This is a genomic window from Enterobacter sp. Y17 (assembly GCF_019730495.1).
Lineage (GTDB): Bacteria > Pseudomonadota > Gammaproteobacteria > Enterobacterales > Enterobacteriaceae > Enterobacter > Enterobacter asburiae_B.
The window spans coordinates 2,714,917-2,731,147 of the sequence record NZ_JAASKP010000001.1; the positions used below are offsets into that span (position 1 = coordinate 2,714,917).

The window sequence follows — 16,231 nt, forward strand, 5'->3', positions numbered from 1 at the left end:
GATTAACGTACCTTCAGCGTTGCCAGGCCAATCAGCACCAGCATCAGCGAAATAATCCAGAAGCGCACAATCACGCGCGGCTCCGGCCAGCCTTTCAGTTCATAGTGGTGGTGAATCGGCGCCATACGGAAGATGCGCTGACCGCGCAGCTTGAAGGAACCGACCTGCAAAATCACCGACAGGGTTTCAACCACAAACACGCCGCCCATGATCACCAGCAGGAACTCCTGACGCAGCAGTACGGCGATAATGCCGAGCGCACCGCCCAAAGCCAGAGAACCGACGTCACCCATAAAGACCTGCGCCGGATAGGTGTTGAACCACAGGAAGCCCAGCCCCGCGCCGACAATCGCCGTACAGACGATCACCAGCTCACCCGCATGGCGCAGATAAGGGATGTGCAGGTAGTTCGCAAAGTTCATGTTACCGGTCGCCCACGCCACCAGCGCAAAACCGGCGGCCACAAAGACGGTTGGCATAATGGCCAGGCCATCCAGACCGTCGGTCAGGTTAACGGCGTTGCCGGTACCGACAATCACAAAGTAGGCCAGCAGGATGTAGAACAGCCCCAGCTGCGGCATCACGTCTTTAAAGAACGGCACGACCAGCTCGGTGGCAGGCGTGTCTTTGCCTGCCAGATACAGCGCGAAGGCCACGCCCAGCGCGATCACCGACATCCAGAAATACTTCCAGCGCGCGATCAGGCCTTTGGTATCTTTGCGGACGACTTTGCGGTAATCGTCCACAAAACCGATGATCCCATAACCCACCAGTACTGTCAGAACGCACCAGACGTACGGGTTGGAGGGATAGGCCCACAGCAACACGGAAACGACGATGGCGGTCAGGATCATGATCCCGCCCATGGTCGGCGTGCCGCGCTTGCTGAAGTGCGATTCCGGACCGTCGTTACGCACAACCTGGCCGAAAGAGAGTTTTTGCAGACGGGCAATCATGCGCGGGCCCATCCACAATGAGATGAACAGCGCAGTCAGCAGGCTGACGATGGCGCGAAACGTCAGATACGAAAAGACGTTAAAGCCTGAATAATATTTGACCAAATGTTCGGCCAGCCAAACTAACATGTCCCGTTCTCCTGTAATGCGTGCACAACCTCTTCCATGGCGGCACTACGTGAACCTTTCACTAACACAGTCACAATTTGTTTTTCGGTAATCAACGCCTTAAGGCGCGCTATCAACGCGGATTTGTCAGCAAAATGCTCGCCAACGCCGCTGGCTTGGCTAATCGCCTGGCTCAGTTTTCCTGCGCTCAGCACGCAGTCCAGCCCTGCCGCTTTCGCCGCTTCACCGACCTGGGAATGGCAGGCTTCGCTTTCGTCGCCCAGCTCTGCCATATCGCCCACCACCATGATGCGGTAGCCCGGCATTTCAGATAACACCTGCACCGCCGCCGTCATCGAGCCCACGTTCGCGTTGTAGGAGTCATCCAGCAGCAGCTTGTTTTCCGAAAGCTGAATCGGGAACAGACGCCCCGGCACGGCTTTCAGGTTCGCCAGCCCGGTCTTAATCGCTTCATGCGACGCGCCCACCGCCGTCGACAACGCCGCCGCCGCAAGCGCATTGGCGATGTTATGGCGACCCGGCAGCGGCAGCAGCACATCGACGCCACCCGTTGGGGTGGTGAGGGTGAACTCCGTGCCGTGCGACGTCACGTGGATATTGGTCGCGGTAAAATCACTGTTTGCCGCATTCGGCGAGAAGCGCCAGGTTTTACGCGAACCAATGATGCTTTGCCAGTTCAGCCAGTCGTTGTTGTCGGCGTTCAGGATGGCGATACCGTCATCCGGCAGACCGGTGTAAATCTCACCTTTGGCTTTAGCTACGCCTTCCAGCGAGCCAAAGCCTTCCAGATGCGCCGCCGCGAGGTTATTCACCAGCGCGGCTTCCGGGCGAGTCAGGCTCACGGTCCAGGCGATTTCGCCCTGGTGGTTTGCCCCTAACTCGATTACCGCAAATTCATGTTCTTTGGTCAGGCGGAGTAATGTCATCGGCACGCCGATGTCATTATTGAGGTTGCCCGCGGTATAAAGCGTATTCCCGCACTGGCTGAGGATCGCCGCCGTCATCTCTTTCACCGACGTCTTGCCTGATGAACCGGTCAAGGCGACAACGCGCGTAGGGACCTGCTGGCGAACCCAGGCGGCCAGCTCACCGAACGCGAGACGCGTATCTTTCACCACAATTTGTGGCAGATCGATATCGAGCTTGCGGCTGACGAGCAGCGCACCGGCGCCGTTCTCTTTGGCCTGTTCCGCAAAATCATGCGCGTCAAAACGCTCGCCTTTCAGCGCCACAAACAGACAGCCTGCGGTGATTTTGCGGGTGTCCGTCGTTACGGCATCAATGGTCAGGTCCAGCCCGTGCAGGTCGCCCTGCAGGATGGCAGCGGCCTGGCTTAACGTGATGCTAATCATGCCACGACTCCCAGCAGACGAGCTGCCGTTACGCGGTCCGAGTAGTCCAGACGGCGATTGCCAACGATCTGATAATCTTCATGGCCTTTGCCCGCCAGCAGGACAACATCATTCTCCTGCGCCTGCATGATGGTGTTGGTCACGGCTTCCGCACGCCCTTCCACCACGCGAGCGCGGCCCGCGTCCAGCATGCCCGCCAGAATGTCATTAATGATGGCGCGCGGCTCTTCGGTACGCGGGTTGTCATCGGTCACAACCGGAATATCTGCGAACTGCTCGGCAATAGCCCCCATCAGCGGGCGTTTGCCTTTATCGCGATCGCCGCCGCAGCCAAACACGCACCAGAGCTTACCGGCGCAGTGCAGGCGCGCCGCTTCCAGCGCTTTTTCCAGCGCATCCGGCGTGTGGGCATAATCAACCACAACGGTCGGTTTGCCCGGCGCGCTGAACACTTCCATACGGCCGCAAACCGGCTGCAGACGCGCTGAGGTTTTCAGCAGTTCAGCCATCGGATAACCCAGCGCCAGCAGCGTTGCCAGCGCCAGCAGCAGGTTGCTGACGTTAAACGCGCCCATCAGGCGGCTTTCAATTTCGCCTTCACCCCAGGAAGAGGCAAAGCGGATTGTCGCCCCGCTGTCGTGATAATTCACCTCAACCGCCTTCAGCCAGCGGCCGTGGCAGTTGGGATTGATATGGTCTTCCATCGACACCGCAACCGCATCCGGCAGCTTCGCCAGCCAGCGGCGGCCCACTTCGTCGTCGGCGTTGATGATGGCTTGTCCGTAATGGTGAGTAGAGAACAGCAGCCATTTCGCGGCTTCGTAATGCTCCATATCACCGTGATAATCAAGATGATCGCGGCTCAGGTTGGTAAACACGGAAGCGGCAAATTTCAGCGCCGCGACGCGGTGCTGAACCAGACCGTGCGAAGAGACTTCCATCGCAGCAAAGGTTGCCCCCTGCCCTGCCAGACCGGCAAGCACATGCTGTACGTCTACGGCCGAGCCGGTGGTGTTTTCCGTCGGGCTCACTTTGCCCAGCAGGCCGTTACCCACGGTACCCATCACCGCACCGGTTTCACCCAGCAGCTGGGCCCACTGCGCCATCAGCTGAGTGGTAGTGGTTTTACCGTTCGTACCCGTGACGCCGACCAGGCGCAGCTGGTCGGAAGGTTCGTGATAAAAACGTCCTGCCAGCGCGGAAAGACGCTCGTTTAACTGGCTGAGATAGATGACCGGCACCCCGTGCATTTCACGGATCTCACCGTCGGTTGCCTCATCTTTCGCCTCAGCAATAATGGCAGCCACACCTTGCGCAATCGCCTGCGGGATATAACGACGCCCGTCCGCCTGATGACCGACCACCGCCACAAAAAGATCGCCAGAAGCAGCCACGCGGCTGTCCAGTAACATCTCTCGCAGTGCTCGCTCCGGTGCATTTGGCACCCACGGAGCGAGAAGGTCGCGCAAATTACGATCTGCCACCTGTACCCTCGCCTTGATTAATTACAAATTCACTTTTTTCGCCCGTCGCCAGCGCATCCGGTTCGATGTTCATGGTGCGTAACACGCCGCCCATGATAGCCCCGAACACAGGCGCGGAGACGGCGCCGCCGTAGTATTTACCCGCCTGTGGATCGTTTATCACGACCACCAGCGCAAAACGCGGATTGCTTGCAGGCGCAACGCCTGCGGTATAGGCAATGTATTTGTTGATATAGCGGCCGTCCGGCCCTACTTTTTTCGCCGTACCGGTCTTGATGGCGATGCGATAACCTTTGATTGCCGCCTTAACGCCGCCGCCGCCGGGGAGCGCCACGCTTTCCATCATATGAACAACCGTACGGACGGTTGATTCCGGGAAGATACGCTCGCCGGGAACCGGTGGATCAACTTTGGTAATCGACAGCGGACGATAAACGCCATAGCTGCCGATCGTTGCGTAGACTCGCGCTAACTGTAACGGTGTCACCATTAGCCCGTAGCCGAAAGAGAAGGTGGCCCTCTCTATGTCAGACCACCGTTGTTTTTGAGGATATAAGCCACTGCGTTCTCCGACCAACCCCAAATTGGTCGCCTTTCCAAGTCCAAAACGTGAGTAAGTCTCTACTAACGCTGAGGACGGCATCGCTAACGCCAGCTTTGAAACACCGACGTTACTCGACTTCTGTAACACCCCGGTCAGGGTCAATTCGCTGTAGCGCGCCACGTCTTTGATCTCGTGGCCGTTAATTCGGTATGGAATGGTATTCAGGACGGTGTTTTCATTGACGATACCGCGCTGAAGGGCAGTCATGACCACCATCGGCTTAACGGTCGAACCCGGTTCGAACACGTCGGTGATGGTACGGTTACGCATAATATCCTTCTGCGTACCGGTAAGATTGTTAGGGTTGTAGGACGGGCTATTGGCCATCGCCAGCACTTCACCCGTGTTGACGTCAACTAACACGGCACTGCCCGATTCCGCTTTGTTGAAGGCCACGGCATTGTTCAGCTCGCGGTAAACCAGCGCCTGTAGCCGCTCATCAATACTCAGGGCCAGATTGTGCGCGGCCTGGCTGTCCGTAGAGGAAATATCCTCGATCACGCGACCATAGCGGTCCTTACGCACAATACGCTCGCCGGGCTGGCCGGTGAGCCATTTATCAAAGCTTTTTTCAACGCCTTCAATCCCCTGGCTATCAACGTTAGTAAAGCCAATGAGGTGAGCAGTCACTTCGCCGGATGGATAGTAACGACGGGATTCTTCACGCAGATGGATCCCAGGCAGCTTCAATTTTTTGATGTAGTCCGCCATGTCAGGGTTCACCTGACGCGCCAGATAGATAAAGCGCCCTCGCGGGTTCGTATTTACGCGTGAAGCTAACTGGTCCAGCGGCATCTTCAGCGCATCCGCAAGGGCCTTCCAGCGGTTATCAAGCGTGATCCCGCCAGCATCATGCAGTTCTTTAGGATCGGCCCAGATCGCCTTCACCGGCACGCTCACCGCCAGCGGACGACCCGAGCGGTCGGTGATCATCCCGCGGGATGTCGACACTTCCTGGACGCGCAGGGAGCGCATGTCGCCCTGACGCACCAGCATGTCAGGGGCGATGATTTGCAGCCAGGCCACGCGTCCCAGCAGAAAACCCAGAGCGAGTAAAATGCAGCCGCAAAGCAACGCAAAACGCCAACTGACAAAGTTGGCCTGTTCTTCCTGACGTTTTGGTTTTAGCGTTTTTGCCGCTGCTTTCATGCGTCGCGTTTTCCCTTATTTTTGTACTACGATATTTTCCTGCGAAGGATCAACATGCTGCAGCTGCAGCTTTTCCGTTGCGATCCGTTCAACCCGGCTGTGATCGCCGAGCGCGTTTTCTTCAAGGATCAGATTTCGCCATTCAATATCCAGCGCATCGCGTTCCAGTACCATCTGCTCGCGTTGCGCAGTCAATAAACGTGTATGGTGGGCGGTGGTCACCACCGTAACTGCCGTGACAATGATGCAAATGAACAGACAGAGTGGCAGTTTCCCAAACCGCAAAAGATCGTCGCCGATCACGCCAGGCAAGGCATGGCGCTCGTTGCTTCCTAACGAATCCTTAACTTTGCTTAGGGTCTCTGTCACTCTGCCGATCATGCGTTCGTCCTCTCTGCAACACGCAGCACTGAACTACGGGCGCGTGGATTCTCTGCCACTTCTTCTTCGCCCGGCATCAACTTGCCTAATGCTCGCAACTGACGGCCACCCAGTTTCCTGAGTTGTTCTTCCGTCATCGGCAGCCCCGCTGGCACCTGTGGACCGCGGCTTTGCTCACGCATAAAGCGTTTCACAATACGGTCTTCCAGCGAATGGAAGCTGATGATGGATAACCGCCCACCCGGGGCCAGCACGTCGAGCGAGCTTTTTAGCGCCAGCTCTATTTCCTCCAGTTCACTGTTTACCCAGATGCGAACCGCCTGGAAGGTACGGGTCGCGGGATGTTTGTGCTTATCCTTCACCGGTGTCGCCGCCGCGATCACTTCGGCCAACTCTTTGGTGCGGGTCATGGGCTCAATGCGATTGCGCTCAACGATGGCGCGCGCAATACGTTTGCCAAAGCGCTCTTCGCCAAACGTTTTGATGACCCATGCAATATCTGCTTCGTCAGCGGTCTGTAACCACTCAGCGGCAGACTGACCGCGCGTCGGGTCCATACGCATATCCAGCGGACCATCACGCATAAAGGAGAAACCACGTTCAGCATCATCAAGTTGGGGTGAAGAGACGCCAAGATCGAGAAGAATCCCGTCGATCTTGCCCGTCAGGCCACGCTCGGCAACATAATCCGCGAGCGCAGAGAAAGGTCCATGCACGATGGAAAAGCGTGGGTCATTGATGGTTTGTGCAACGGCAATTGCCTGCGGATCGCGATCGATTGCCAGCAGACGTCCTTCCTCTCCAAGCTGGGAGAGAATCAAACGCGAGTGACCACCGCGACCAAACGTGCCATCAATGTAGATGCCATCCGGACGAATATTCAGACCGTTTACGGCCTCGTCCAGTAACACCGTTTTGTGTTTATAATTTTCCATCATATTTATAGAGACAAGTCCTGCAGCCGTTCCGATAATGTCGCGGAATCAGACTGCTCAGCGTCGATATCTTCCTTGACCTGTTGATACCAGGTCGTTTCATCCCACAGTTCAAACTTGTTGAACTGCCCGACCAGCATCACTTCTTTGGTCAGACCGGCATGTTGCCGCAACACAGGGGCAATCAGTAACCGCCCTGCGTTATCCATCTGACATTCACTGGCATGTCCCAATAACAGCCGCTGCACGCGGCGTTCCTGCGGATTCATGCTCGACAGTCGCGACAGCTTTTGCTCAATAATTTCCCATTCAGGCAAGGGGTAAAGCAGCAGGCAGGGGGAGTTAATGTCAATGGTGCAAACCATTTGACCCGCAGCGTTCTCAATCAGCTGGTCGCGGTATCGGGTTGGTACCGATAAACGCCCTTTGCTGTCGAGATTGACTAACGTAGCTCCACGGAACATGCCAGTCTCACCCCTCCTCACCACTTTAACCCACAAATTCCCACCTAAAGGAGTTTACGGAGCGAGGGAAAAGCTTGTCAAGCCAGGACTCTCCCTATAAGGACCCGAAAGCCCTCTATTTACAGAGATAAACAGTCCTGGTTAATAACTGCACAACTGGCGAGGCAAAATTAACGTTATGAATATTTGTAAGAAAAAAACCGAATATGCACACTAGCGTTAAAGCTCACTCAATATCATCGCAGATAAATATAAAGTGTCAGTTTGCGACGCGGGCAGCATTTTATGACAGATTCTCAGGGGATAACAGCGCCAGATTCATCCAGGTGCCCGGTAAGCGCGGAGGTTGCCACGTAAGCTGAAGCAGTAAGAGGAAAAACGTCTGAATATTCATCGACCGAAGAGGGTTTGTAACAAAATAATACAAAGATAGCTGTTTAAAATCGCCCGCATGTTCTTTAAAAGGACAATTTAAAAGCCAGAATGAATTAAAAAAATAGGCGATTACGATCCCGCAAGAATTATCCTAATTTCTCTCCGGGAATTATCTGCACGAATAATCACAGCAAAATGGGGCAGATTTCTCCGCCCCGGTCATTTCATTTTTGGCGGCTTAAAATTCCGCGATGGTAGAGATTACGTTTGATACGCGTCAGACCCGGCTTCGGTTTGCGCGGCTCATCCAGGCTTGCCAGCACAATCTCAAGCACGCGTTCAGCCACATCGCGGTGACGCTGTGCTACCGCCAGCACCGGGCACTGCAGGAAGTCGAGCAGCTCATTATCCCCGAACGTGGCAATCGCCAGGTCGGAGGGCAGTTTACCTTCACGACGCAAGGTCACATCCATGACACCCTGCAACAGCGCAAATGACGTGGTGAACAGCGCCTGAGGCATCGGATGCGTTTCCAGCCATTTCTCAAACAGCTGCGCTGCGGCTTCGCGTTCGTAGCTATTGGCATAGAGGTAGTGAACCTCGCGCGGATCGTCTTTCCAGGCGGTTCTGAATCCCTGCTCACGCAGGAAGCTCACGGAAAGCTCGGGCAACGCGCCAAGATACAGCACTGTTTCAGCGGGGAACGTTCTCAGCTCTGCGGCCAGCATTTCTGCATCATCCTGATCCGCACCCACGACGCTGGTGAAATGCTCGCGATCGAGCGCGCGGTCCAGCGCAACGATTGGGAACGGGTCGTTCACCCAGCGCTGGTAGAACGGATGCTCTGGCGGCAAAGAGGTCGACACGATGATGGCATCCACCTGGCGCTGGAGCAGATGCTCAATGCAACGCATTTCGTTGTCGGGCTGGTCTTCCGAGCAGGCAATCAGCAATTGATAGCCGCGCTGGCGCGCCTGACGTTCAAGATAGTTGGCGATACGGGTATAGCTGGTGTTTTCCAGGTCAGGGATCACCAGACCAATAGAGCGGGTACGCCCGGCACGCAGACCGGCTGCGACAGCATTCGGATGGTAGTTATGCTCACGAACCACCGCCATAACTTTTTCAACGGTCTTGTCGCTGACACGGTACTGCTTTGCTTTACCGTTAATCACATAGCTGGCCGTTGTTCGTGACACGCCGGCTAGCCGGGCGATTTCATCCAGTTTCACAATTGCCCCTTAAAAAAAGAAAAGAGTCCATGGCCCTGTCAAGGTTATGGTTAAATCTTTTAACATCTAAACGCAGAAAAGACTTCGCGGCAACCGCTTTTATCTGCGTTGTCGGCTGATTACGCAAAAAAAAGCCCGGCTTTGGTGACCGGGCAGAAAGAGGCGAACCTTTTTGACAACTAACGCATGATTTTCTCGCCGCGTGACAGACCTACGACACCCGATCTCGCGACCTCGACAATTTTTGCAACGTCCCGCACGGACGCGAGGAAAGCATCCAGCTTGTCGCTTGTCCCGACCAGCTGCACCGTATAAAGAGAAGGCGTGACGTCGATAATTTGTCCGCGGAAAATATCCGCATTGCGTTTGACTTCATCACGCCCGTAGCCACTGGCCTGGATTTTCACCAGCATGACCTCACGTTCAACGTAGGCCCCCTGCCCCAGCTCGCTCACGCGCAGTACGTCGACCAGCTTATGCAGCTGTTTTTCAATTTGCTCAAGCACTTTGGCATCGCCGACGGTTTGGATCGTCATGCGCGACAGCGTCGGGTCTTCCGTCGGGGCAACGGTCAGGCTTTCAATGTTATAGCCGCGCTGCGCAAAAAGGCCAATGACGCGCGACAGTGCGCCAGACTCGTTTTCCAGTAAAACAGATAATATCCGGCGCATATCAGGTTCTCTCCGTTTTGCTTAACCACATTTCATCCATACCACCACCACGAATATGCATCGGATAAACGTGCTCGGTCCCATCAACAATCACATCCATAAAGACGAGGCGGTTGTTTTTTACGTGCTCAAGCGCTTGCGCGAGCTTCGTTTCCAGCTCAGCCGGATCGGTCACCCGCATGCCAACATGACCATAAGCTTCAGCAAGACGAACAAAATCCGGCAGCGATTTCATGTAGGACTGAGAGTGGCGGCCAGAGTAGATCATATCCTGCCACTGCTTCACCATACCGAGATACCCGTTATTCAGGTTCAGCACCAGTACCGGCAGTTCATATTGCAGCGCGGTAGACAGCTCCTGAATGTTCATCTGAATACTGCCGTCCCCCGTCACGCAGACGACGGTTTCATTCGGCAGCGCCAGCTTCACGCCCAGCGCGGCAGGCAGACCAAAGCCCATGGTTCCTAAACCACCGGAGTTGATCCAGTGTCGCGGTTTATCAAACGGGTAATACAGGGCGGCAAACATCTGATGCTGTCCCACGTCTGAGGTCACGTACGCCTCACCTTTCGTCAGTCGCCACACCGCTTCAATGACCGCCTGCGGCTTAATGTTTTCACTTTGCGTGTCATATTTCAGGCACTGACGCGCGCGCCACTGTTCAATCTGCTGCCACCAGTCGCGGATCTCATCCAGCGGCTGGGTTGCACTCTCCTGGGTCAGCAGATCCAGCATTTGCTCCAGAACCTGCCGGGCGTCACCGACGATCGGCACATCAGCCGACACCGTTTTTGAAATTGACGTTGGATCGATATCAATGTGCAGCACGGTAGCGTTCGGGCAATACTTCGCCAGGTTGTTGGTGGTGCGGTCGTCAAAGCGCACGCCGACGGCAAAGATCACATCGGAATGATGCATCGTCATGTTGGCTTCATAGGTACCGTGCATACCCAGCATCCCCAGCGCCTGACGATGGGTGGCAGGGAACGCCCCCAGGCCCATCAGCGACGACGCAACGGGAAGGTTAAGCTTTTCAATCAGTTCACGAAGCTGGGCTTCACAGGCAGAGTTGATCGCCCCGCCACCGACATAGACCACCGGTTTTTTGGCTGCCAGAAGCGTTTGCAACGCTCGCTTGATCTGACCTTTATGCCCCTGCGTTGTGGGGTTATAAGAACGCATGCTGACCGATTCCGGCCAGACATAAGGCAGCTTGTTTGCAGGATTGAGAATATCTTTAGGCAGATCGACCACCACCGGTCCCGGGCGTCCGCTCGCCGCCAGCCAGAAGGCTTTTTTCAGTATGCCGGGAATGTCTTCTGTTTGCTTGACCAGGAAGCTGTGCTTCACAACGGGACGCGAAATCCCAACCATGTCGCACTCCTGAAACGCATCGTAGCCAATCAGTGAGGTTGCCACCTGCCCGGAGAGGATCACCAGCGGGATAGAGTCCATATAGGCCGTCGCAATCCCGGTAATGGCGTTTGTCGCGCCGGGGCCAGACGTGACTAACACCACGCCCACTTCACCCGTCGCACGTGCCAGGCCGTCAGCCATGTGTACCGCCGCCTGCTCGTGACGTACCAGAACATGGTCAATGCCCCCAACCGTATGCAGCGCATCATAAATATCGAGAACCGCACCGCCAGGGTAGCCGAACACTTGCTTTACGCCCTGATCGATCAGCGATCGAACGACCATTTCCGCGCCAGACAACATCTCCATGCTTTGCCTCCAGGCATTTTGTTATAGACGGACTGCCGAATTCATTTCCGCACCGTCTTACGATTGGGATGAACCAATCTTATATTTTGCAGAGTGTTCTTTACCTTAACCGCTCGTTATGAGGCAGGCAATTAGCAAACCCGGGGAGATAAACGGTGCGTAAAGCAGAAAAAGCAGCCATTCACAGAAGATATGGTTAATTCCTCTGGAAATAGAGAATGAGGTGATAAATCATCGCTGAAAAGCGCGACAATGCAGGAAATCATCTATTTTTGCGTGCCGTAGAGCAGCCCAAAAAAAATCATCACCGAAGAAAATAGCAGTTATCTAAAAAAAATCAGGATAAATCACATAAACCAATGCGATTTATCCTGATGCGTTTACCGGCGACAGATGCCAACCAGCAACTCTTCCATCCACTGATGTCCTTTATCCCGGCCCGCTGCTTCATGCCAGGAAAGATAACAGGTACGGCTATTTAGCTTGAGCGGCAGAGGCAAAATTTGCAGATTTAAAGGGTCAGAAAACTCTTCTGCCAGCCAGCGCGGCGCAATTGCCACCAGCTGTGTCTGAGAAACCACGTTTAATACGCTGACCATGGCCATGCCCTGATAAGCCACGCTCGCCTGTTTATCCGCAGTGTCATACCACGGCAGGCTAAAGGAAGCATATCTGTCGAGCGCAACAACGGCGTGCTGCTCGTTATAAACATCGTTTTCTCGCAGCGGAGAATTCAGGCGCGGGTGTTTTTTACTGGCGACCAAAACCATTTCATCTTTAAACAGCGGCACGCAGGAAAATTCCGGACGACGGAACTCTTCATACCCCAGAACGAATTCGATCTCCTGATAGCGTAACTGATGTTCTGTGTTTTGATTCAGGGATGATTTAAAAACAAGATTGATATTTGGTGCGATCTCTTCAACTTTATTATAGATAATAGACGTTAAATAATTATCTAAAGGGCTACAGACACAAAGATGGAATACGCGCTCGCTGCTTAAGGGTTCAAAGCCCGATCCCGGCAGCTCATTTTGGACCAGTTGCAACGCCTGACGAATGGAGCCAAACAGCTGGAATGCGCGCGCCGTAGGCTGGATCCCCCTCCCGTAGCGAACAAATAATTCGTCGTTAAACATAAGCTTAAGCCTGGCAACGGCATTACTCACGGCAGGTTGTGACATCCCCAAGGTTTGGGCAGCGCGGGTGATATTCTGTTCCTGCATGACAGCATCAAACACCGTCAGAAGATTCAGATCCACCGTGCGTAACTGTGGTTTAATCCCATCAGTAGCTTGAGGTTGTTTAATATTATTTTCTGGCACTTCTGACTCCACTGTCACGCTACACCCCTTTGCCAACGTACGGTAATAATCCTGAAAAATATCATTTATCATGCAAATACGATCAGCGAAAGAGAATTATTTAAAATTCGGAATAAATAAAGACTTTATATTAACGAAAATTAATGAGCAAAACTGATATGTTTGACTTTAGGATTTAAATGAAACCATAAATCAAACCAATATACAATTGCCGTCAGGTTAATGATGATTTAAGTATTATTAAACTGTTATTACTATCGACCTACAGTTAGTTAACAACCTGTTATCTCTATTCGCTTTCCAGCATTCCGGAAAAGATTCACTGCATTTATAAGTTTATGATATCAAAACTATTTAAACACAAAGCATCCTCATAAAACATTTCACTCATTTTTAAACATTTATATTTATTGGTTTCTGCAACTCTTTTCTCAAGTCCAAAATTAGACAATTAATCGGGTCAAAAAAGCTAAAACCAGCACAATTAGCTAAAGTGAATACCCGGTTGATTCCATCTGTCGGGCCCGTTTTCATCCTCAGGGGTTGACATGAACAACCGTATCCAGTACCACTAAAAGCATATTGAATTTAACGGAGCACGATTCATGACACGCACCATTCGTTTCACCGGTCTACTACTACTAAACGCATCCACTGTGCGCGGTAGACTGGCGGGCGAAATTCAGCGTTGAATCGTCACCAGTAAGACTAGAAACCCGCGCCACTGCGCGGGTTTTTTTATGCTCGTAGCAAGGCGCCCTAAGACTGACAAGGACCTAACCCATGAGCCAGCAAGTCATTATTTTCGATACAACTTTACGTGACGGTGAACAGGCATTACAGGCAAGCCTGAGTGTAAAAGAGAAGCTGCAGATCGCGCTGGCTCTCGAACGTATGGGTGTTGACGTGATGGAGGTCGGTTTCCCTGTCTCTTCCCCAGGTGATTTCGAATCCGTACAGACCATTGCGCGCACCATTAAAAACAGCCGCGTCTGTGCCCTGGCGCGCTGCGTAGAGAAAGACATCGACGTCGCCGCCGAGTCGCTGAAGGTCGCCGAAGCGTTCCGTATCCACACCTTTATTGCTACCTCGCCTATGCACATCGCAACCAAGCTGCGCAGCACGCTGGATGAGGTGATTGAGCGCGCGGTCTACATGGTTAAACGCGCACGCAACTATACCGATGACGTTGAGTTCTCCTGTGAAGATGCGGGCCGTACGCCAATCGAAGACCTGGCGCGCGTTGTAGAAGCCGCCATCAACGCGGGCGCGAAAACCATCAACATCCCGGACACCGTCGGCTACACCATGCCGTTTGAGTTCTCCAACATCATCACCGGCCTGTATGACCGCGTGCCGAATATTGATAAAGCAATTATCTCCGTCCACACCCACGATGATTTGGGTCTGGCCGTAGGCAATGCTATCGCCGCCGTCCACGCTGGCGCGCGTCAGGTAGAAGGCGCGATGAACGGTATCGGCGAACGCGCGGGCAACTGTTCGCTGGAAGAAGTGATCATGGCGATCAAAGTGCGCAAAGACATCATGGACGTGCACACCCGCATCAATCACAACGAAATCTGGCGCACCAGCCAGACCGTCAGTCAGATTTGCAACATGCCCATTCCGGCTAACAAAGCAATTGTCGGTACCGGCGCCTTCGCGCACTCCTCCGGTATTCACCAGGATGGCGTCCTGAAGAATCGTGAAAACTACGAAATCATGACCCCGGAATCCATCGGCCTGAATCAAGTACAGCTGAACCTGACCTCCCGTTCCGGTCGCGCCGCGGTTAAACACCGTATGGAAGAGATGGGTTATAAGGACAGCGATTACAACATGGATCAGCTGTACGACGCGTTCCTGAAGCTGGCCGACAAAAAAGGCCAGGTGTTCGACTATGACCTGGAAGCGCTGGCCTTTATTAACAAGCAGCAGGAAGAGCCGGAGCACTTCCGTCTGGATTACTTCAACGTGCAGTCCGGCTCCAGCGACATCGCCACCGCCTCGGTCAAACTGGCCTGCGGCGATGAAATTAAAGCAGAGGCCGCTAACGGTAACGGCCCTGTCGATGCCATCTATCAGGCGATTAATCGCGTCACCGAGTACGACGTTGAGCTAGTGAAATATGACCTGACGGCCAAGGGCCACGGCAAAGATGCACTGGGTCAGGTCGACATTGTTGTTACCCACAATGGCCGCCGCTTCCACGGCGTGGGCCTGGCGACCGATATCGTTGAGTCCTCCGCGAAAGCGATGGTGCATGTTCTGAACAACATCTGGCGCGCCGCCGAAGTCGAAAAAGAGTTGCAACGCAAAGCTCAGAATAAAGAGAACAACAAGGAAACCGTGTAATGTCGAAGAATTACCATATTGCTGTGTTGCCGGGCGACGGTATTGGTCCGGAAGTGATGGCACAGGCGCTGAAAGTACTGGAAGCCGTTCGCGCGCGTTTTGCGATGAAAATCACCACCAGCCACTACGACGTGGGCGGTATTGCGATTGATAACCACGGTACGCCGCTGCCAAAAGCGACCGTGGAAGGCTGCGAAAATGCTGATGCCGTGCTGTTTGGTTCCGTCGGTGGCCCGAAATGGGAACACCTGCCGCCGGCAGAGCAGCCAGAACGCGGCGCGCTGCTGCCGCTGCGTAAACATTTCAAACTGTTCAGCAACCTGCGTCCGGCGAAGCTGTATCAGGGTCTGGAAGAGTTCTGCCCGCTGCGCGCGGATATCGCCGCCAACGGTTTCGACATTCTGTGCGTGCGTGAACTGACCGGCGGGATCTATTTCGGTCAGCCAAAAGGACGCGAAGGCAGCGGACAACACGAGAAAGCGTTCGACACCGAGGTGTATCACCGTTTCGAAATCGAACGTATCGCCCACATCGCGTTCGAGTCGGCGCGCAAACGCCGCCATAAAGTGACCTCCATTGATAAAGCGAACGTGCTGCAGTCTTCCATTTTGTGGCGCGAGATCGTCAGTGAAGTCGCTAAGCAGTACCCGGACGTCGCGCTGTCGCACATGTACATCGACAACGCGACCATGCAGCTGATTAAAGATCCGTCCCAGTTTGACGTGCTGCTGTGCTCCAACCTGTTCGGCGATATCCTCTCTGACGAATGCGCGATGATCACCGGCTCGATGGGCATGCTGCCCTCTGCAAGCCTGAATGAAGAAGGCTTTGGCCTGTACGAGCCTGCGGGCGGCTCCGCGCCGGATATTGCCGGCAAAAATATTGCTAACCCGATTGCGCAGATCCTCTCCCTGGCCCTGCTGCTGCGCTACAGCCTGGATGCAGGCGAGGCGGCAACCGCAATTGAAAACGCCATTAACCGGGCGTTAGAAGAAGGCATCCGTACCGGCGATTTAGCACGCGGCACGGCGGCAGTCAGTACCGATGAAATGGGCGACATCATTGCCCGCTATGTCGCTGAAGGGGTGTAATC

At 54.2% G+C, this 16,231-nt stretch carries 14 protein-coding genes; 3 read left to right on the plus strand and 11 right to left on the minus strand.

Annotated features, from left to right (window positions below; translation table 11 throughout):
• Positions 1-2 precede the first annotated feature (2 nt).
• The 11 genes from mraY to leuO form a co-directional block, all read right to left on the minus strand.
• On the minus strand, positions 3-1,085 hold the full coding sequence (mraY, locus tag HCH49_RS12785; protein WP_008501985.1) for a phospho-N-acetylmuramoyl-pentapeptide-transferase: 1,083 nt from the start codon (positions 1,083-1,085) through the stop codon (positions 3-5).
• Positions 1,079-2,437, minus strand: a complete 1,359-nt coding sequence (gene murF / locus HCH49_RS12790; RefSeq protein ID WP_221702773.1) for a UDP-N-acetylmuramoyl-tripeptide--D-alanyl-D-alanine ligase — start codon at positions 2,435-2,437, stop codon at positions 1,079-1,081. The genes mraY and murF overlap by 7 nt, the downstream gene beginning before the upstream one ends.
• The gene (gene murE / locus HCH49_RS12795; RefSeq protein WP_221702774.1) at positions 2,434-3,921 is read right to left on the minus strand and encodes a UDP-N-acetylmuramoyl-L-alanyl-D-glutamate--2,6-diaminopimelate ligase; all 1,488 of its coding nucleotides are present in this window, start codon (positions 3,919-3,921) and stop codon (positions 2,434-2,436) included. The genes murF and murE overlap by 4 nt, the downstream gene beginning before the upstream one ends.
• The gene (locus HCH49_RS12800; protein ID WP_033144627.1) at positions 3,908-5,674 is read right to left on the minus strand and encodes a peptidoglycan glycosyltransferase FtsI; all 1,767 of its coding nucleotides are present in this window, start codon (positions 5,672-5,674) and stop codon (positions 3,908-3,910) included. The genes murE and HCH49_RS12800 overlap by 14 nt, the downstream gene beginning before the upstream one ends.
• A gap of 15 nt (positions 5,675-5,689) precedes the next feature.
• Positions 5,690-6,055, minus strand: a complete 366-nt coding sequence (gene ftsL / locus HCH49_RS12805; RefSeq protein WP_008501989.1) for a cell division protein FtsL — start codon at positions 6,053-6,055, stop codon at positions 5,690-5,692.
• Positions 6,052-6,993, minus strand: coding sequence for a 16S rRNA (cytosine(1402)-N(4))-methyltransferase RsmH (gene rsmH / locus HCH49_RS12810; RefSeq protein ID WP_021240527.1), 942 nt, complete (start codon positions 6,991-6,993; stop codon positions 6,052-6,054). The genes ftsL and rsmH overlap by 4 nt, the downstream gene beginning before the upstream one ends.
• 2 nt (positions 6,994-6,995) lie before the next feature.
• Positions 6,996-7,454, minus strand: coding sequence for a division/cell wall cluster transcriptional repressor MraZ (gene mraZ / locus HCH49_RS12815; protein WP_021240528.1), 459 nt, complete (start codon positions 7,452-7,454; stop codon positions 6,996-6,998).
• 599 nt (positions 7,455-8,053) lie between these two features.
• A complete protein-coding gene (gene cra / locus HCH49_RS12820) occupies positions 8,054-9,061 on the minus strand; it encodes a catabolite repressor/activator (RefSeq protein ID WP_221702775.1) in 1,008 nt (335 codons plus the stop codon).
• A 179-nt stretch (positions 9,062-9,240) separates the two neighbouring features.
• Positions 9,241-9,732, minus strand: coding sequence for an acetolactate synthase small subunit (ilvN, locus tag HCH49_RS12825; protein WP_023310389.1), 492 nt, complete (start codon positions 9,730-9,732; stop codon positions 9,241-9,243).
• Position 9,733: 1 nt separating this feature from the next.
• Positions 9,734-11,458, minus strand: coding sequence for an acetolactate synthase 3 large subunit (gene ilvI / locus HCH49_RS12830; RefSeq protein ID WP_029741224.1), 1,725 nt, complete (start codon positions 11,456-11,458; stop codon positions 9,734-9,736).
• Positions 11,459-11,838: 380 nt separating this feature from the next.
• The gene (gene leuO, locus HCH49_RS12835; protein ID WP_045888154.1) at positions 11,839-12,801 is read right to left on the minus strand and encodes a transcriptional regulator LeuO; all 963 of its coding nucleotides are present in this window, start codon (positions 12,799-12,801) and stop codon (positions 11,839-11,841) included.
• A 587-nt stretch (positions 12,802-13,388) separates the two neighbouring features.
• Between leuO and leuL the strand changes: the two genes are divergently transcribed.
• From leuL to leuB, 3 genes are all read left to right on the plus strand, one after another.
• A complete protein-coding gene (leuL, locus tag HCH49_RS22390; RefSeq protein ID WP_071786497.1) occupies positions 13,389-13,475 on the plus strand; it encodes a leu operon leader peptide in 87 nt (28 codons plus the stop codon).
• Between the two features lie 91 nt (positions 13,476-13,566).
• Positions 13,567-15,138 carry a 2-isopropylmalate synthase gene (leuA, locus tag HCH49_RS12845; RefSeq protein ID WP_029741222.1) on the plus strand — a complete coding sequence of 524 codons (1,572 nt, stop codon included), beginning with the start codon at positions 13,567-13,569 and terminating at the stop codon, positions 15,136-15,138.
• On the plus strand, positions 15,138-16,229 hold the full coding sequence (leuB, locus tag HCH49_RS12850) for a 3-isopropylmalate dehydrogenase (protein ID WP_221702776.1): 1,092 nt from the start codon (positions 15,138-15,140) through the stop codon (positions 16,227-16,229). Before leuA ends, leuB begins: the two co-directional genes overlap by 1 nt.
• Positions 16,230-16,231: the final 2 nt, after the last annotated feature.